The organism is Curtobacterium sp. MCPF17_031, from assembly GCF_003234035.1.
Classification (GTDB): Bacteria; Actinomycetota; Actinomycetes; order Actinomycetales; family Microbacteriaceae; genus Curtobacterium.
This window is the reverse complement of record NZ_QKSG01000012.1, coordinates 91,870-109,921: the sequence shown is the minus strand read 5'-3', so window position 1 is coordinate 109,921 and position 18,052 is coordinate 91,870. Positions and strand designations below refer to the sequence as shown.

Sequence of the window (18,052 nt, the reverse complement as noted above, 5' to 3'; positions counted from 1 at the left end):
TCGGAGATGTGTATAAGAGACAGGACATGGGCGGGCGCGGCTGTGTTTCGTGCTGAGCGACAGTCCTCGGGGAGGCGGACGCGAGTCCTGTCGCTGAGCGCGAACCGTCGGTGCTGTCCGGGCCCACGGTCCGGGCCCGCGGTCTAGGCTGACGCCGATGAGCGACGACGCCCGGGATCCCCGCACGGACTGGACGGGACGCCCGGGCCCACTTCTCAGCCTCGCGCTCATCGTCGGGATCTCGCCCTTCGCGACCGACATGTACATCCCGGGCCTGCCCGCCATCGCCCGCGACCTCGACGTGTCGACCGCCGCCGTGCAGCTCAGCCTCACCGCGTTCCTCGTTGCCTTCGCCGTTGGGCAGCTCGTCGTCGGACCGATCAGCGACGGGGTCGGACGTCGCCGGATCCTGATCGGCGGCATGGCCCTGTTCACCGTCTCGACCGTGGTGTGCGCGATCGCCCCGGACATCGTCACGCTCGTCCTCGCGCGCGTCGTCGAGGGGGTGGGCGGAGCCGCCGCGGCGGTCGCCGGACGCGCGATGGTCGGAGACGCGGCGACGGGCCTCCGCCGCAGCAAGCTCTTCTCGACGCTCGCGGTCGTGAACTCGGTCGGACCGGTCGTCGCGCCGCTGGTCGGCGGCGTCGTGCTCACGGTCACGTCCTGGCGGGGGACGTTCGTCGTGCTCGCGGTCTTCGGCATCGTGCTCACCGTCGCCGCGCTCCGGCAGCTGCCCGAGACCCTCGTCGCCCCGAGCCCCGGCGGCTCGTCACCCCGCGCCGTGGCCGGTCGGATGGCGGAGCTCCTGCGCATCCCGCGGTTCCGGTGGTACCTGGTCACCGGATGCGCGGCGACCATCGGGTTCTTCTCGTACATTGCCACGTCGTCGTTCGTGTTCCAGGAGCAGTACGGGTTCAGCGAGGGCCGGTACTCGCTCGTCTTCGCCACGAACGCGGGCTGTTCGATCCTGTCGACGCTGCTGTTCCGGCACCTCGTCGGACGGTTCTCCGAGGACCGGCTGTTCACCATCGGGCTCGTCGTCGGGACCGTCGGCTCCGCACTCGTGCTGCTCGGAGCGGTCAGCGGGCTCGGCGCCGCACTCGTCTGGCCGGCGCTCGCACTCGTCACCGCGGCGTGGGGATGGGTGATCCCCGGCTCGATCACGTTGACGCAGGCGCTCGGGCACCGACACCCGGGAACGGCATCGGCGCTCGCCGGTGGGCTGACGTTCGGGCTCGGCGGGATGGCGACCCCGCTCGCCGGGGCGCTCGGCGGGACGGCGATCGCGATGGGGGCACTGATGACGGGGTTCATCGCGGTGGGGTTGGCAGCGCAGCTCTGGGCGTCGGCAGCGGAGGGGAGGCGCGGGGTCGGCTCGCGCTGAGCGGCGACGCGTGGGCGTCGGTGCTGACATCGGTGTTGGCGCTGGTGCTGGTGCTGGTGCTGGTGTTGGTGTTGGTGCTCGCCGGGATCGAGCTGGCTGGCACCCGGGCGCGGTGTCGATCCCTAGGCTGGAGCGATGCCGACGTTGAACCGCATGCCCGTCCTGCTCGCCACCGGCTCCATCGCCATCCCCGTCGCCGAGGCCCTGGTCGCCCTGCCGTCGGCCGTGCTCCAGCGGATCGAGGCATCGCCGATCGACCCGGACCTGGCGGACACGGCTGCGTTCTCGGAGGCCTACGGCTTCCCGGTGTCCGGCGGCGCGAACTGCATCGTCGTCGCGGGGAAGCGCGGCGACACCGTCACCTACGCCGCCTGTGTGGTGCTGGCCTCGACCAAGCTCGACGTGAACCGCACCGTGAAGGGCCTGCTCGGGGCACGGAAGGTGAGCTTCGCGCCGATGGACGACGCCGTCGAGCGCACCCGGATGGAGTACGGCGGCATCACCCCGATCGGTCTGCCGGCCGACTGGGCCGTGTACGTCGACTCCCGGGTGCTCGCGGTGCCCGAGGTCGTCATCGGTGCGGGTGTCCGCGGGGCGAAGCTGTTCCTGCCGGGTGCCGTGCTCGGCGAACTGCCACGTGTCGAGGTCGTCGAGGGGCTGGCGGTCGACCCCGCTGATGCGGGCGCTGTCGATTCGGCACAGGTCGATTCCTCGTCGGAGGCCGACCAGCCCGCTTGACCGAGCGGACTCAGTCCTGCGGCACGACCAGGCAGAACGGGTGCCCGGCCGGGTCGAGGTAGACCCGGAAGGTGTCGGTGCCCTGCCCGGTCGTCGCCGCACCGATCGCGACCACCGCCTGCTCACCCGCGTCGAGGTCGTCCACCTTCACGTCGAGGTGGACCTGTTGGGGGACGCTCTGCCCCGGCCAGTCCGGCGCACGGTAGTCGTCGACCCGCTGGCAGGCGAGCAGCGGTCGGTATCCGGCGAAGGGCAGGACCACCTCGGCCCAGTCCTCGTCGAAGGCGACGATCTCCCCGCCGAGGACTTCGGCGGAGAAGCGGGCGAGGGCGCGCGTGTCCGGGCAGTCCAGGACGACGACGTCGAGTGTGCCGATCATGGCGGTCACCGTAGTCCTGGTCGGCTCGGCCGGCCCGCGGCTCAGCGCGAGGCTGCCGTGAGCGCCTTCGTGATCCGCTGCAGTGACACGGTCTCCGCTGTACCCAGTTCCTGCGCGAAGAGGCTGAGGCGGAACTCCTCGAGCATCCAGCGTGCGTGCACGAGCTCCGGGTGCGAGTCGACCGCCGGCGGGAACGTCCCACCGGCCTCGACGTAGCGGTCCGTCGCGCCGGTGACCTCGCGCATCCAACTCGCATCACGGCCCGGGTTCTGGAGCAGCTTCGTCACGCGGGCGTCGATGCCCTGCAGGTACACGCGGATTCGTCGGAGGCGGTCGAGCCCAGCCACCGAGACGAACCCGGCGAACACGAGCCGTTCCATCTGCTGCCGCATGTCCGACAGTGCCGGCAGCAGCGCCATGTTCGTCGCCTGCTTCATCGCGCGTTCGGCGTTCCGCTGGGCGGTGAGGACGGCGGCCACCTCGGACACGGCGGTGAACATCGTGTCGACGACCGTCGCCGAGACGGTGGCGCGCACCTGGTCGAACGCGGCCCGGGTGAACACCAGCCCGTCGGGGTGGGTCCGGCGGATCCCGGCATCGACCACGGCGGCCAGGACGTCGTCGAAGAGGGCGTTGGTCGACGGGTAGGGGCTCGCGGCGAGCGCGAGCTTCTCCTGCGCGGTGAGGTGCTGCTGGATGTACGACACGGGGGACGGTACGGCGAGCATCACGAGGCGGCGGACGCCCGCGGGCATCTGCACGGTCCGGTCGCCGGGCGTCGCGAGGAGCTGGACGCCGACGGTCGCCTTCGGGCCGGAGCCCTCCTCGACCAGGGCCGGGTACGCGCGGATGACGCCGCCCGCCTGCTTCGTGTCGAGGACCTCGGGCAGGTCCTGGTCGGGCCAGGTGGTGAGGCCGGACCGTTCGATGCGGCGGCCGGAGCCGGCGTCGGCGACGCGGGACGAGCCTCCGGAGCGTTGTGTCGCCGCAGCGACGCTCTGCTGGGTCCGGTCCTTGAGCTTGGTCTGCAGGGCCGAGAGGTCCTTGCCGGCCTCGACCCGGCGGCCGCGCTCGTCGACGACCGCGTAGGTCGGCAGCAGGTGCGACGGCACCCGAGACATGTCGAAGTCGGACTCCGACACCGGCACGTGCACGAGGCGCTGGATCGTCTTGGCGAGTGTCGCGCGGAAGCTCTCGGTCGGGGTCGTCGGAGCGTCGTCGGGGAGTTCGGCGACGATCTTCTCGGCCCAGTCGGCGGCCGGTACGACGTTCTTGCGGATCTGCTTCGGCAGCGCCTTGATGAGCGCGGTGACGAGTTCCTTCCGGAGCCCGCGGACCTGCCAGTCGAAGCCCTCTTCCCGCATGCGCGGCAGGACGGCGAGCGGCACCTGGACGCTGACCCCGTCGTCCTCGGCACCGGGCTCGAAGCGGTAGCGGACGGCGAGGCGCTGGTCGCCGCTCCGCCACTGGGTCGGGTACTCGGCGTCGTCCTCTGCGGCGGATGCGGCAGACTCGTCGAGCAGGTCCTCGCGGCGCATCGTGAGCAGGTCCGGCTGGTCACGACGAGTCCGGCGCCACCACCCCTCGAAGTCGCGCGTCGTCGCGATCTCGGCGGGGATGCGGGCGTCGTAGAACTCGACGACCGTCTCGTCGTCGAGCAGGATGTCGCGGCGCCGGGTGCGCTCCTCGAGCTGTTCGAGTTCGCGGCGGAGCTTCCGGTTCGCCCGGTCGAACGCCTGCTGCGACTCCCACTCGCCCTCGACCAGGGCGTGCCGGATGAAGAGCTCCCGCGAGTGCACGGGGTCGATCCGGTTGTACTGCACCCGTCGACGCTGCACGATCGGCACGCCGAACAGCGTCACCCGCTCGTAGGCGACGACCGAGCCCTGCTTCTTCTCCCAGTGCGGTTCGCCGTAGGTGCGCTTGAGCAGGTCGCCGGCCAGCGGCTCCACCCACGCGGTGTCGATGCGGCCGACCGTCCGGGCGAACAACCGACTCGTCTCGACGAGTTCGGCGGCCATCACCGCGTCCGGCTGCTTCTTCGCGAGCACACTGCCCGGGAACACCACGAACCGGGTGTTCCGCGAGCCGAGGTAGTCCCGCTTCTCGCGGTCGCGGAGACCGATCTGGCTGAGGAGGCCGGCGAGGAGCGCGCGGTGCACCGAGTCCGGGTCGTCCTTGCGCTCCTTGCCGACGTGGATGCCGACCTGCTTCGCCGCCCGGGAGAGCTGCCGGTACAGGTCCTGCCACTCGCGGATGCGCAGGTGGTTGAGGAACTCCGCCTTGCACATCCGGCGGAACGCGCTGGAGGACAGCTCCTCTTGCTTGTCCTCCAGGTAGTTCCAGAGGCCGAGCAGGGTGAGGAAGTCGCTCGTGGGGTCGGCGAAGCGCGCGTGCTGCTGGTCGGCCTGCGCCCGCTTCTCCAGCGGACGCTCGCGCGGGTCCTGGATGCTCAGCGCCGAGACGATCGCGATGACCTCACGGCCCACGCCCTGGCGGCTCGCCTCGAGGACCATCCGGCCGAGGCGCGGGTCGATGGGCAGTCGGGTGAGCTGCTTGCCGGTCTTCGTGATCGCACCGTCGGTGTCGACGGCGCGGAGTTCGCGGAGGAGGTCCAGGCCGTCCTTCACGCCCCGGGAGTCCGGCGGTTGCAGGAACGGGAACGACTCGATGTCGCCGAACCCGAGCGAGATCATCTGCAGGATGACGGCGGCCAGGTTCGTCCGGAGGATCTCCGGGTCGGTGTACTCGGGACGGCGGTCGAAGTCGTCCTCGGAGTAGAGGCGGATCGCGATGCCCGCACTCGTCCGACCGGCACGGCCGGAACGCTGGTTCGCGGACGCCTGCGAGATCGCCTCGATGGGCAGCCGCTGCACCTTCGCCCGCGGCGAGTACCGGGAGATGCGGGCGGTGCCGGTGTCGACGACGTACTTGATGCCGGGGACGGTCAGCGAGGTCTCGGCCACGTTGGTCGCGAGCACGACACGTCGTCGGAGGCCCGGGGTGTTCGATCGCTGGAACACGCGGTGCTGGTCCGCGGCGGACAATCGACCGTAGAGCGACAGGACCTCGGTCCCCGGGTAGTGCTTGCCCTCGATGGCGTCCTGCGCGTCGCGGATCTCGTTCTCGCCGGACAGGAACACCAGGACGTCGCCCGGGTCCTCCCGCGCGAGCTCGTCCAGCGCGTCCGTGATGCCCTGCAGGTAGTCGCGGTCGTCGGTGCTGCTGTGGTCGTCCCTGCTGCCGTTGTCCGGGCCGCCCTCGTCCTCGTCGTCGTCCTCGTCGCCCGTGGCGTCCTCGTCCGCGACGAGCGGTCGGTACCGGACCTCCACCGGGTAGGTCCGTCCGGAGACCTCGACGATGGGCGCGTCGCCGAAGTGCTCGGAGAACGACTGCGGGTCGATCGTGGCACTCGTGATGATGACCTTGAGGTCCGGGCGCCGAGGGAGCAGTCGCTTCAGGTACCCGAGCAGGAAGTCGATCGTCAGGGAGCGCTCGTGCGCCTCGTCGATGATGATCGTGTCGTACCGCTTGAGGTCCCGGTCGAAGTGGATCTCGTTCAGCAGGATGCCGTCCGTCATCAGCTTGATCCGGGTGGCCGCGCTGACCTTGTCGGTGAAGCGCACCTGGTACCCGACGAGGTCGCCGAGCTCGCCGCCGAGTTCTTCTGACACGCGCTCCGCGATCGTGCGCGCGGCGATCCGTCGGGGCTGGGTGTGGCCGATGCTCTCGCGACCGAGCTCCAGGCAGATCTTCGGTAGCTGCGTCGTCTTGCCCGACCCGGTGGCACCCGCCACGATCACGACCTGATTGTCGCGGATCGCAGCGGCGATGTCGTCCCGCCGCTGCGAGACGGGCAGCTCGGGCGGGTACGTGATGACGGGGGGATTCGACATGAGCATTCCAGGATACCGTCCGGGCGTGCCGCAGTCAGCCGAGCTGGGTGGCGAGCTCGCCGACGGTCCGTGCCGGCAACGCGCAGACCCGGTCGTGGCAGACGTACGTCACGCCGTCCAGCGCGTCCCTGCCCTCGAACAGCGAGAAGCCAGCCGCCGCCCACTCTGCCGCCTGCGCTCGGGTGAGCACGGCGACGATCGTCCCCGGACGTCGTGCGGCCCCGACTGTGGTCAGCATGCCGACCACCTCGGAGCCCGATCGGTCGTCAGCGACGAGCACGACCTCTCGTGAGGGCCGCTGGAGGGCGAGCGCGAGCCCGAGGGCATCTGCGTGCCCGAGTGGTCGGTCCACCCCGGTCCGGGCGCGCTCGGCGATGAGGCGCTCGGCCGCCGAGTGCCGGCCGTCGTCACCGGTGAGGGCAGCGAGGAGCGCGGCAGCCCCGGCCATCGCCACCGTTCCGGATCGGAGTGCTGTCTGCGGCTGCTCACCGGTCGCGGTCCCGGCAGCGGCGAGGACCGGATCGACCTCCAGCGCACCCGACAGTCCGTCGTCCACGAGCGTGCGCCCGATCACGGCGTACCCGAGCTCGCCGGTCGCGAGGGCGAGCTCGAGCAACCCCTCCGCGAACAGGCCGAGGTCCTCGATCGTCGGCGCTGCGGTCGACCCACCGCGCGGGGTGCTCGACCGGACCATGACGTGTTCGTCCCGGAGGTGTGCGGCGATGACGGCGTCGGCCGCCGCTCGCGCGAGGTTGATCATCTCGTCGTCCCCGGCGCGACTGCCCGCGATGACCAGCCCGCGGATCGCCAGGCCGTTCCACCCGGTCAGGACCTGGTCGTCGAGCGGCGGCGCCTCGAGCCGGCCCCGCTCTTCGAGCGGTACGCGGTACCACTCGCCTTCCACACGCCGGCCGTCGATGGTCGACTCGCTGTCCTGCGCCGCGACGAAGGCACCGTCCGCCCGTCGGAGGGTGTCGCGGAGGAAGTCCGCGATGCCGCGGGCTCGCCCCGGTTCGGCCACCGCGAGCAGGCCCGCATTGTCGTAGAGCATCCGCTCGTAGTGGGGGACGGACCAGTCGCGCTGGGTCGCGTACCGGAACACACCACCGTCGACGTCGGTCAGTTCGGACCCGGCGATGGCGTCGAGCGCACGGGTGAGCAGCGCGCCGGCTGCGCCGTCGCCGTCCGCAGCCACGTCGCCGAGGAACTCCAACAGCGGAGCGTTCGGGAACTTCGGCGCCCCTCCGAACCCGCCGTACGTGGCGTCCTCGGCACGCTCGAGGTCGGACACGACCCCGTGGATCGCCTCGACGGACGGGAGGCCCGCCCCACCCCCGTCAGGCTGCCCGGCCTGCGCGGCGGCCGCGTCCGCCTCGGCGCCCTGCCGGATCGCCCCCGCGATCGCAGCGGCGTTCGCATCGACCTCGTGCCGACGGTCCCGCCACGCATCGAGCACCGCGGCCGTGACCTGCCGGAACGACGGGTGCTCGCCGACCGGCTGCGGCGGGTAGTAGGTCCCCGCGTAGAACACCTGCGCGGCAGGCGTCATGAACACCGTCAACGGCCATCCGAGGTTCTCGGTGAAGGCGCTCGCCGCGGCCATCGCGCTCGAGTCGACGTCCGGGCGCTCTTCGCGGTCGACCTTCACGGCGACGAAGTCCTGCCGGAGCATCGCACCGATCTCGGGGTCGGAGAAGCTCTCACGCGCCATCACGTGGCACCAGTGGCACGTGGCGTAGCCGATCGACACGAGGACGGGCACGTCACGCTCCCGTGCCTCGGTGAAGGCGTCGGCGCCCCACTCGCGCCAGTCCACCGGGTTGTCGGCGTGCTGGCGGAGGTAGGGGCTGACGGCGGTCCCGAGCCGGTTGTCGTTCATGCACCCAGCGTGCCCCGCGCGCCCTGTGTGGGCGGGCCTCCAGTCGGATCTGTGGAGGAGCTGCCGCTGTCCACAGCCCGGCGGGGTCAACCCAGCCGACCTGTCAGCCCAGCCCGAGCGACAGCAGCACCAGCGCCGCGTCCTCCGGCCCGTAGTCGAACATCCGGTCCCAGAACGGATCGGCCGCCCACGGCACGTCCCCGTCGACCGGCGTGCGGTGCGCCGTCTCGACCAACCAGTCGACCTCCGGCACGACCGCCTCCGCGAACCGCGGCGGCACCCACCCGAGCGAACGCGCAGCGGTGGTGTCGAGCACGGACGGCGACGGCACCGACCAGGGCGTGAGTCCGACGAACGCGGGGGCGTCCTCGCCGAGCAGGACCTCGTCGAACGTGTGACCGAGGTGCCTCGCGACGATCCGGACGATCTCCAGCGCCGTCGGCGCCGTCTCGTCCGCGACGTTGAGGATGCGGCGGTCGGGTGCGTCGGCGACGATCCGGACCAGGGACGCGATGCCCGACGCCGCCGTGGTGTGGTCGACGCCGCGCCCCTCGTCGGCGAGCAGGACGCGCTCGCGGCCGTCGAGCACCCGGCGTACGACGAACCACTCGCGGGGTCGGCCGATGCCGACGCCGTACACCTTCGAGGGGCGCAGGACGGTGACGGGCGCCCCGTGGTCGAGCAGGACCTGTTCGGCGGCGACCTTCGCGGCGCCGTAGCCGTCGCGACTCGCCGGGTCGGCGTCAGCGGGGGTGACCGTCGGCTGCAGCTCGGTGACGGCGCCGCCGAACACCGGTTTGTCGAGCGAGTTCGCGTGGCGACCCTGCTCGTCGGCGTAGACCGCCTTCGAGGACACGAAGACGGTCGACCCGACGTCGTCGAGGAAGGGGGCGAGCTGCAGGGCGTCGTCGCGGGTCACGCCGACGGTGTCGACGAGCAGGTCCGCGCCGGGGCGCAGCAGCTCGCGCAGGAACGTCGTGTCGCGACGGTCTCCCGGTCGGCCGACGGCGCCACGGGCGAGGAGTTCATCAGCGACCGGGCCTCCGGAGCGCGAGACGACCTCGACCTCCCAGTCGTCGCCGCCCCGGCCGGACACGTCGAGGAGTTCGCGGACGACCTGGGCTCCGATGCCGCCGGTCCCACCGAGGACGACTGCGCGTCTGCTGCTCATGCGGGCAACGCTAGCCCGCCGCGGGCAACGGGCAGCGCCACCCGGTCAGGACGCGATCGGTTCCCGCCACCACTCGGCGAGGGACCCGTCGTACACGCGGACCTTCTGGTGTCCGAGCACGGTCAAGGCCAGCGCGTCGACGCAGGAGGCGCTCCCGACACCGCAGTAGGTGACGACCTCGTCCGCGGAGAGCACCGGTGCGAGTGCGCGCTCGAGTTCCGGCTGGCGGAGCAGGGCGTTCGATCGGTCGAGCAACTCACGGACGCCGATGGTGGTGCTCCCGGGGACGATCGGCGGGTGGTCGTCGCCGAGGGCCGCCGGGTCGGCAGCCATGACGAGCGCCGCCGGCTGGGAACCGTCGACCGCACGGAGGACCCGTGCCCGGTCGGCCCAGAGCGGACGTTCCTCGCCCGCGACGAACGCGTCGCCGTCGCGGGACGGCTCCGGTGCGCGGGACAGGGCCCCGACACGGACCGGCCGTCCTTCGTCGCGCCACTTCGGGAAGCCGCCGTCGAGCACGGCGACGGCGTCGAAGCCGAAGGACCGGAAGATCCACCACAGACGGGCGCTCCACTCGCCGATGCCGTCGTCGTAGACCACCACGGTGGAGGCGCGGCTCACGCCCAGCGCGCGGGCCGCGGACTCGAAGCGGTCGACTCCGGGCCGGGTGAAGGGCAGGTCCGTCCCGGACGCCGAGAACTCGTCGATGAGGTCGGCGTAGACGGCACCCGGGACGTGTCCGCGACGCTCGTGGGCGTCCCGCGCCGAGTGCCACGACATGCCGAAACCGATGCCGTCCGTGTGCACCGAGGCGTCGAGGACGAGGAGGTCGTCCGCGCCGAGGTGGTCGGCGAGCCACTGCGTGGACACGAGTGGCGAGGTCAGGACGGGGGCCATGTGGCACACGGTAATCGACGCCTCTGACTCACGACAGAGGGTGAGCAACAGTCCGACACAGGCCGTGGAACGATCGGTCGGAGCACAGCGTGATGTGGCTTGCAACAGCCGGACGCCGGACGGCGCCGCAGTGACCTGCGGTGCCGTCCGGCGTTCGGCGTGGTCGTGTCGTCTGGTGCTGGTCAGTGCGCGGCGGTCGGGACGCTGCCCGTCACGCCGGACCCGGCACGGGCGAGACGATCGAGACGGACCGACTGCCGGTTGATGAGCAGGCCGCTCGCGATCGCCACGATCAACAGGACCCCGGCCGAGATCGCGAACGCAGCGTGGTAGCCGTCGAGCACGGCCTGCGCCTGCTGGAGCTTCGTCGGCGCCGCGGACAGGCCGGAGAGGCTGTTCTCGACGACGTTCGCGAAGATCGTCGACAGCAGCGCGGTGCCGATCGAGCCACCGATCTGCTGCATGGTGTTCACCGTCGCCGATGCCACACCGGCGTCCGAACGGGCGACCCCGGTCGTCGCGGTGTTCATCGCCGACGAGAAGATCGTGCCCATGCCGAGACCGATCACGATGAGCGCCGGCAGGACGGTGCCCGCGTAGGAGCTGTCGAGGTCGGTGCGCAGGAGGAGCAGGAGCCCGATGGCGGCGACGAGGGCTCCGGCGAAGATCAGGACCTTCGGGCCGACGCGGGGCAGCAGGCGTCCGCCGATCTGGGTGGCTGACAGCATGATCGACAGCGGCATCGGCAGGAACGCCAGGCCGGTCTGCAGCGCCGAGAAGCCGAGGGTCTGCTCGAGGTAGTAGGTCAGGAACAGGAAGATGCCGAACATGCCGATCGCGACCAGGCCGATGGCGACGAACGAACCACCGCGGTCACGGTCGAGGATGACGCGCAAGGGGAGCAGCGGGTGCGCGACCCGGGTCTCGATCACGACGAAGGCCGCGATCAGCAGCACACCGCCGGCGAGCATGCCGATCGTGAGCGGGGCGTCCCAACCGTTGGTCTCGGCGTTCGAGAAGCCGTAGACCACACCGACCAGGCCGGCGGTGATCGTGATGACCCCGGCGATGTCGATGCGCGGACGCTCGACCTTCGGCGGCTTCGCCATGAAGACGATCGCGCCGATGACGCCGAGGATCGCGAACACGACGTTCACGTAGAGGCACCAGCGCCACGAGGCGTACTCGGTGAGCACGCCACCGAGCAGCAGACCGATCGCGGCACCGGAGCCGGCGATGGAGCCGAAGATGCCGAACGCACGACCGCGCTCCTTGGGGTCACGGAAGGTCGTGGTGAGCATGCCCAGGGCGGACGGGGCGAGCAGCGCGCCGAAGACGCCCTGCAGGGCGCGAGCGGCGACCAGGAGCCCGAACGAGTCGGCGAGGCCGCCGAGCACGGACGCGACGGCGAAGCCGACCAGGCCGATGATGAAGGTGTTCTTGCGGCCGAAGAGGTCACCGAGGCGCCCGCCCAGGAGCAGGAGTGAGCCGAAGGCCAGCGAGTACGCCGTGACGATCCACTGACGCTGGTCGGTGGCGAACCCGAGGTCCTGCTGCGCCGAGGGCAGCGCGATGTTCACGATGGTGGCGTCCAGGACGACCATGAGCTGGGCGAGGGCGATGACCGCGAGTGCGATCCATCGGTGGTCGGTCCGGGCCGGGGTGGGGCCCGCGGTCGTCGGCGTTGCTCCTGTGGGAGCGGGCGCGGTCTGTTCTGCCGTCACGACAGCCTCCTTCTCGAAGGATGGAAGAGGAGGGGCGCGCGCCGTCGGGCGTCCCGGAGAAGAGTGAAGCGGATGCGCTGCATCCGCTTGCGGTAACTGTAGCCCAAAACGGAGTCACCGCATCCGCTTGTTCCCAGAAAGTCCGATTATGTTCGTTCTGTGAGCACCACCGGACCCGCCGCCGATCTCGATCGCCCCCTGCGCGCCGACGCGGCACGGAACCGCGAACTGATCCTGCAGACGGCACGGAAGTGCTTCGCGGAACGCGGCATCTCGGTCACCCTCAACGACATCGCGCACGAGGCCGGAGTGGGCGTCGGCACCGTCTACCGGCGCTTCGCGGACAAGGACTCGCTGATCGAGGCCCTCCTCGCGACGAAGTTCGAGGCGATGAACGCCGCCGCCGCCCGCGCTGCCGACGAGATCGACCCGCGCGAGTCCCTCCGTCTCTACCTGATGGGCGTGTTCGCCTTCCGAGCGCGGGACCGCGCCCTGGCCGACGTCATCGTCCGCGCCGGCAAGGCCCGCCCGTCGATCGTGCAGGAGCGCGACCGCCTGGAGCAGCAGGTGTCCCGCATCATCGGCCGTGCGAAGGACGCCGGCGTGATCCGTCCCGGCTTCGACTACCGCGACCTGCCGATGCTGACGACGATGATCGGTGCCGTGGCCGACGCCACCCGCGATTACGATCCCGACGCCTGGAAGCGGTACGCGCAGGTGTTGGTCGACGGCGTGCTCCCGCAGGCCCAGCCGGACCAGCTGACCGGAGAGCCACTGGACCGCGACGCCCTCGAGCGCGCGATGCAGACGCAGAACTGACCGGAGCCGCCGCTACAGCCAGCTGGGCAGCCAGTAGTGGGACCGGATGAAGTCCCACGGCGCCTGCATCGCCGACCACAGCGGGTACCAGTACGCCGACGCGAGCACCACGACGACCAGGTACACGCCGAGCCAGACCAGCGCCCGGGTCCGCCGTGGCCGCGGGTCGTCCCGCGAGCCGATCAGGTGCCCGATCACGGCCGACAGCGCCATCACGAGGAAGGGCTCGAAGGCGATCGTGTAGAACTGGAAGACCGTCCGGTCCAGGTACATCAGCCACGGCAGGTAGCCCGCGGCGATGCCCATCAGGACGATGCCGTACTCCCACCGCGGCCGTGTGATGAGCAGCACGAGCAGCACCACGGCCGCGATGACCGAGGCGTACCAGATGAACGGGTTCGCGATCCCGGTGATCGCCGCCCCACAGCGGTCGGCCGCGCAGCCGTCCTGGCCCACGTTCGTGCCGACGTAGTACATCGACGTCGGCCGTTGCATGAGGAGCCAGAGCAGCGGGTTCGCCTGGTACGAGTGCGGCGTGTGCAGGCCGATGTTGAAGGCGTAGATCTCGCTCTGGTAATGCCACCAGTTCTGCAGGCTGTCCGGCACCCAGGCGAGCACCCCGGTCCAGCGCTGACCGCCGGTCCCGATCCAGTCGCGGTCCCAGCCGCCCCGGGTCAGGAACCAGCCGGCCCACGACGCCAGGTAGGTCGCGGCGGCGATCGGCACGGTCAGCAAGAAGGTCACCGGTGCCTGCTGCAGCGCGGCGCTCGAGGACCAGAAGGCCACCCCGGCGCGACGCCGCAGCAGCATGTCGCTGACCACGGAGTACACGGCGAAGAACGCCAGGAAGTACAGCCCGGTCCACTTCGTCGCGGTCGCGAGCCCGAGCGCGAGGCCCATCGCGACGAGCCAGGGGCGCCACCAGAGGACCGGACCCCAGAGCGTCGGTCGGCCGGCGGCGGCACGACGGTCGACCCACCGGTCGAGTTGCCGGGCGGACCACCGTCGGTCGAGCAGCAGTGCGCCGAAGCCGAGCACGACGAAGAACGTGACGATGCCGTCGAGCAGCGACACCCGTGACATCACGATCGCCTGTCCGTCCACCGCCAGGAACCCGCCTGCCAGCGTGCCGATGAACGTGGACCGGAACAGGGAACGAGCGATCACCGCGGTGAGGAACACGGTGGCGATGCCGAGGACCGCGACGGTGAACCGCCAGCCGAAGGCGTTGTCCGGCCCGAACAACAGCATGCCGAGACCGATCAGGTACTTCCCGAGCGGCGGATGCGCGATGAACTCCGCGGCTCGGGAGTAGAGGTCGGTCTGCCCGTCGGCGAACCGGTCGTCGGTCGTCGGTGCACCGTCGCCCGTCGGGTTCGCCGGCCACGTGCCCTCGTACCCGAGGTGGACGAGGGACCAGCTGTCCTTGACGTAGTAGGTCTCGTCGAACACGAGCGAGTGCGGCCGGCCGAGGTCGACCAGCCGGAGCAGGGCAGCGAGCACGGTGACCGCGATCGGGCCACCCCATCGCCAGGCGGCGACCCGCCACCCGGTGGAGAGCATGCGGCCCCACCAGTCGTCGAGCCGCGAGCCACGCGGGACGTCCGGCACGGTCTTCTGCAGGTCGGCCAGGTCCGTGGTCACCCGCAGCATCCTACGGACGCGGCGCAGGTGTCGGCTGCGTGTCCACAGGTCGCGGGTCCTGCGACGACAATGGGGTCGTGATCGTCCTCGCAGCAACCCCCATCGGCAACCTCGGTGATGCCTCCCGTCGACTCGTGGAGACGCTGTCGAACGCCTCCGTGGTGGCCGCCGAGGACACCAGGACCGCGATCCACCTGATGCGCGCACTGGGCATCGAGAACCGTCCGCGGCTCATCGCGCTGCACGAGCACAACGAGCGGGAGCGCGCGGCCGAGGTCGTCGAACTCGCCCGGGAGGACGACGTCGTCGTGCTCACCGACGCCGGCATGCCCGCCATCAGCGACCCCGGGTTCCCGCTGGTCGAGGCCGCCGCCGCCGCGGGCGTCACCGTGACCGCGGTCCCCGGCCCGAGCGCCGTCCTCACCGCGCTCGCGCTCTCCGGGCTGCCGACCGACCGCTTCACGTTCGAGGGCTTCCCGACCCGCAAGGCCGGGGAACGGCGACGGGTGTTCGCCGCACTGGCGGGGGAGCAGCGGACCATGGTCTTCTTCGAGTCGCCGCACCGGATCGCCGACACGCTCGGCGACATGGCCGCCGGGTTCGGCAGCGACCGGCGTGCCGCGGTCTGCCGCGAGCTCACCAAGATGCACGAGGAGATCCGTCGGGGGACCCTAGCGGAGCTGACCGAGTGGGCGGCTGACGGCGTCCGCGGCGAGATCTGCGTCGTCGTCGCGGGGTCCACCGGATCGGGTGACGACGCCACGATCGAGGACGGCGTCCGCCTGGTCCTCGAACGCGTGGCCGCCGGCGCACGCATGAAGGAGGCCGCCGCAGCGGTCGCCGACGCGACCGGACTCTCCAAGCGCGACCTCTACGAGGGTGCACTCGCCGCACGCTGACCGGACGCGACACCTGTCGGACGGGAGGCACGTGGGGGCGCCGCCACGGGCCTCCCGTCCGGTTCTCCACAGGCCGCCCGGCAGCGCGTCACGGTGCTCGGGCGCGCCTCTAGGATGGTCCGCATGGCCGACGGCAGCTCGTTCTCGATCACCACGCCGATCTTCTACGTCAACGACGTGCCCCACATCGGGCACGCGTACACGGAGGTCGCCGCGGACGTCCTCGCGCGCTGGCACCGCCAGCGTGGGGACGACACCTGGCTGCTCACGGGCACCGACGAGCACGGGCAGAAGATCCTCCGCACCGCCTCGGCGAACGACGTCACGCCGAAGGAGTGGGCCGACCGCCTGGTCACCGACGCCTGGAAGCCGCTGCTCGACACGGTGGACGTGGCCAACGACGACTTCATCCGGACCACCGACGAGCGGCACGAGCGTGGCGTCACGGCGTTCCTGCAGAAGCTGTACGACGACGGCTTCATCTACGCGGGCGAGTTCGAGGGCTTCTACTGCGTCGGCTGCGAGGAGTACAAGCAGCCGAGCGACCTGGTCCCCGGCACCGGTCCGTACGAGGGCCAGCAGGTCTGCGCGATCCACTCCATCCCGGTGGAGGTCCTGGCCGAGCGCAACTACTTCTTCCGCATGTCCGACTTCGAGCAGCGTCTGCTCGACCTCTACGAGTCGAACCCGCAGTTCATTCAGCCGGAGAGCGTCCGCAACGAGATCGTCTCCTTCGTCAAGCAGGGGTTGCGCGACCTGTCGATCTCGCGGTCGAGCTTCGACTGGGGCATCCAGATCCCGTGGGACTCCGACCACGTCCTGTACGTCTGGTTCGACGCGCTGCTGAACTACATCACCGCCCTCGGGTACGGCACCGAGGACGACGAGGCCTTCCAGCGCCTCTGGCCGAGCGTGCACATCGTCGGCAAGGACATCGCTCGCTTCCACGCCGTCATCTGGCCGGCGATGCTGATGGCGGCCGGGCTCCCGGTCCCCGAGCGTGTCTTCGGCCACGGCTGGCTGCTCGTCGGCGGCGAGAAGATGTCGAAGTCGAAGCTGACGGGCATCGCCCCGAGCGAGATCACCGACACGTTCGGCTCCGACGCCTTCCGGTACTACTTCCTCCGGGCGATCACCTTCGGGCAGGACGGCAACTTCAGCTGGGAGGACATCTCGGCGCGGTACCAGGCGGAGCTCGCCAACGGGTTCGGGAACCTGGCCTCCCGCATCGTCGCGATGCTCAACCGCTACTTCGACGGCGCCGTCCCCGAGCGGGGCGAGCTGACCGAGTCCGACGCAGCGATCGACGCCCTCGCGCGGGCGGTCACCGAACGGGCCGACGCCGCGATCGCCGCGTTCGCACCGCACGACGCGATCAGCATCGTCTGGGAGCTCGTGGACGCCCTGAACGGCTACATCACCGAGCAGGAGCCCTGGACCCTCGCGAAGGACGACGCGCAGCGTGAGCGCCTCGCGACCGTGCTCGTCACCGCACTGCGGGGACTCGGGACCGTGGCCGTGCTCGTGTCCCCGGTGATGCCGAAGGCGACCGAGAAGCTGTGGGCCTCGATCGGCGCCGGTGGCTCGATCGCTGAGCAGCGCATCGACCGCGCCTGGGAATGGCAGGGGTCCGAGACGGTGACGCCGCTCGCCGCCGGGCTCTTCCCGCGCATCGAGCAGCCGGAGCAGGGCGCCGCGTGACCGACGCGCACGTCCGTGCCCGCGGCGGCGACGGCGGCGGGCAGAAGCGGGACCTGACGTACCCGCCGCTGCCCCAGGCCCTCACGGTGCCGGTGTACGACAACCACACCCACATGGAGATCGCCGACGGTGTCGGGGACGGCGGCGACGGTCCGCTCGACTACCGGGAGCACCTCGACCGCGCGTCGAGCGTCGGCGTCCGCGGTGTCGTGCAGGTCGGCACGGACCTGGCCACCTCGCGGTGGTCGGCGTCGATCGCGGCGCGGGAGCCCCGGGTCCTCGCCGCGGTGGCCCTGCACCCGAACGAAGCCCCGGTCCTCGACGAGCAGGGGTTGCTCGACGAGCACCTCGCCGGTATCGCCGAGCTCGCGGCACTGCCGCGGGTGCGGGCGATCGGGGAGACCGGGCTCGACTTCTTCCGCACCGGTGACGACGGCCGGGCGGCGCAGATCCGCTCCTTCGAGGAGCACATCCGCATCGCGAAGGACCACGACCTCGCGCTGACCATCCACGACCGGGACGCGCACGACGCTGTGGTCGAGGTCCTCGAGCGCGTCGGCGCACCCGAGCGCACCGTCTTCCACTGCTTCTCGGGCGGCCCCGAGCTCGCGCGCCTGTGCGCCGAGCGCGGCTGGTACATGTCGTTCGCCGGCACCGTGACGTTCAAGAACGCGCAGAACCTGCGGGACGCACTGCACGTCGCCCCGCGCCACCTGATCATGATCGAGACGGACGCGCCGTTCCTCACCCCGACGCCGTTCCGCGGCCGGCCGAACGCGCCGTACCTGATCCCGCACACGCTCCGGTCGATGGCCGAGACGCTGGGGACCGACGCCTCGATGCTCGCGGCGCAGATCACCTCGAACACCGAACTCGTCTACGGCGCGTGGGACGCCGAACCCGTCACGGTGGTGCAGTAGC

13 protein-coding genes are annotated in these 18,052 nt (G+C 71.0%); 6 read left to right on the top strand and 7 right to left on the bottom strand.

Annotated features, from left to right (window positions below; translation table 11 throughout):
• Positions 1–157: 157 nt before the first annotated feature.
• Together DEJ31_RS15570 and DEJ31_RS15565 are read left to right on the top strand one after the other, a co-directional pair.
• Entirely contained in the window at positions 158–1,384 is a 1,227-nt protein-coding gene (locus DEJ31_RS15570) for a multidrug effflux MFS transporter (RefSeq protein WP_111043989.1), read from the top strand.
• 135 nt (positions 1,385–1,519) lie between these two features.
• Complete coding sequence (locus DEJ31_RS15565; RefSeq protein ID WP_110904672.1) at positions 1,520–2,122, top strand: YbaK/EbsC family protein; 603 nt, start codon at positions 1,520–1,522, stop codon at positions 2,120–2,122.
• A 10-nt stretch (positions 2,123–2,132) separates the two neighbouring features.
• Here the strand turns inward: DEJ31_RS15565 and DEJ31_RS15560 are convergent, their stop codons facing one another.
• From DEJ31_RS15560 to DEJ31_RS15535, 6 genes are all read right to left on the bottom strand, one after another.
• Positions 2,133–2,501, bottom strand: a complete 369-nt coding sequence (locus DEJ31_RS15560) for a VOC family protein (protein WP_111122308.1) — start codon at positions 2,499–2,501, stop codon at positions 2,133–2,135.
• A gap of 41 nt (positions 2,502–2,542) precedes the next feature.
• Entirely contained in the window at positions 2,543–6,397 is a 3,855-nt protein-coding gene (hrpA, locus tag DEJ31_RS15555; RefSeq protein ID WP_111122315.1) for an ATP-dependent RNA helicase HrpA, read from the bottom strand.
• Between the two features lie 34 nt (positions 6,398–6,431).
• Positions 6,432–8,276 carry a thioredoxin domain-containing protein gene (locus DEJ31_RS15550; RefSeq protein ID WP_111122307.1) on the bottom strand — a complete coding sequence of 615 codons (1,845 nt, stop codon included), beginning with the start codon at positions 8,274–8,276 and terminating at the stop codon, positions 6,432–6,434.
• A gap of 103 nt (positions 8,277–8,379) precedes the next feature.
• A complete protein-coding gene (locus DEJ31_RS15545) occupies positions 8,380–9,447 on the bottom strand; it encodes an NAD(P)-dependent oxidoreductase (RefSeq protein WP_111043991.1) in 1,068 nt (355 codons plus the stop codon).
• A gap of 45 nt (positions 9,448–9,492) precedes the next feature.
• Complete coding sequence (locus tag DEJ31_RS15540; RefSeq protein ID WP_110904669.1) at positions 9,493–10,344, bottom strand: sulfurtransferase; 852 nt, start codon at positions 10,342–10,344, stop codon at positions 9,493–9,495.
• 182 nt (positions 10,345–10,526) lie between these two features.
• Positions 10,527–12,068, bottom strand: a complete 1,542-nt coding sequence (locus tag DEJ31_RS15535; protein WP_110904668.1) for an MFS transporter — start codon at positions 12,066–12,068, stop codon at positions 10,527–10,529.
• Positions 12,069–12,227: 159 nt separating this feature from the next.
• Between DEJ31_RS15535 and DEJ31_RS15530 the strand changes: the two genes are divergently transcribed.
• Complete coding sequence (locus DEJ31_RS15530) at positions 12,228–12,887, top strand: TetR/AcrR family transcriptional regulator (RefSeq protein ID WP_110904667.1); 660 nt, start codon at positions 12,228–12,230, stop codon at positions 12,885–12,887.
• A gap of 12 nt (positions 12,888–12,899) precedes the next feature.
• Here DEJ31_RS15530 and DEJ31_RS15525 read toward each other — a convergent pair whose 3' ends face one another.
• Positions 12,900–14,531, bottom strand: coding sequence for a phospholipid carrier-dependent glycosyltransferase (locus DEJ31_RS15525; RefSeq protein WP_181433547.1), 1,632 nt, complete (start codon positions 14,529–14,531; stop codon positions 12,900–12,902).
• A 77-nt stretch (positions 14,532–14,608) separates the two neighbouring features.
• Here DEJ31_RS15525 and rsmI point away from each other — a divergent pair, with 77 nt between their 5' ends.
• From rsmI to DEJ31_RS15510, 3 genes are all read left to right on the top strand, one after another.
• On the top strand, positions 14,609–15,430 hold the full coding sequence (gene rsmI, locus DEJ31_RS15520) for a 16S rRNA (cytidine(1402)-2'-O)-methyltransferase (RefSeq protein WP_110904665.1): 822 nt from the start codon (positions 14,609–14,611) through the stop codon (positions 15,428–15,430).
• A gap of 123 nt (positions 15,431–15,553) precedes the next feature.
• Positions 15,554–17,131 carry a methionine--tRNA ligase gene (gene metG / locus DEJ31_RS15515; protein WP_110904664.1) on the top strand — a complete coding sequence of 526 codons (1,578 nt, stop codon included), beginning with the start codon at positions 15,554–15,556 and terminating at the stop codon, positions 17,129–17,131.
• Positions 17,128–18,051, top strand: a complete 924-nt coding sequence (locus DEJ31_RS15510; protein ID WP_110904663.1) for a TatD family hydrolase — start codon at positions 17,128–17,130, stop codon at positions 18,049–18,051. Before metG ends, DEJ31_RS15510 begins: the two co-directional genes overlap by 4 nt.
• The last annotated feature ends 1 nt before the right edge of the window (position 18,052 follow it).

What these genes read in the sequence shown, in the direction of transcription:
- DEJ31_RS15570 (WP_111043989.1), top strand. Translation starts at nt 158, where the DNA reads ATGAGCGACGACGCCCGGGATCCCCGCACGGACTGGACGGGACGCCCG.
- DEJ31_RS15565 (WP_110904672.1), top strand. Translation starts at nt 1,520, where the DNA reads ATGCCGACGTTGAACCGCATGCCCGTCCTGCTCGCCACCGGCTCCATC.
- DEJ31_RS15560 (WP_111122308.1), bottom strand. Translation starts at nt 2,501, where the DNA reads ATGATCGGCACACTCGACGTCGTCGTCCTGGACTGCCCGGACACGCGC.
- hrpA (WP_111122315.1), bottom strand. Translation starts at nt 6,397, where the DNA reads ATGTCGAATCCCCCCGTCATCACGTACCCGCCCGAGCTGCCCGTCTCG.
- DEJ31_RS15550 (WP_111122307.1), bottom strand. Translation starts at nt 8,276, where the DNA reads ATGAACGACAACCGGCTCGGGACCGCCGTCAGCCCCTACCTCCGCCAG.
- DEJ31_RS15545 (WP_111043991.1), bottom strand. Translation starts at nt 9,447, where the DNA reads ATGAGCAGCAGACGCGCAGTCGTCCTCGGTGGGACCGGCGGCATCGGA.
- DEJ31_RS15540 (WP_110904669.1), bottom strand. Translation starts at nt 10,344, where the DNA reads ATGGCCCCCGTCCTGACCTCGCCACTCGTGTCCACGCAGTGGCTCGCC.
- metG (WP_110904664.1), top strand. Translation starts at nt 15,554, where the DNA reads ATGGCCGACGGCAGCTCGTTCTCGATCACCACGCCGATCTTCTACGTC.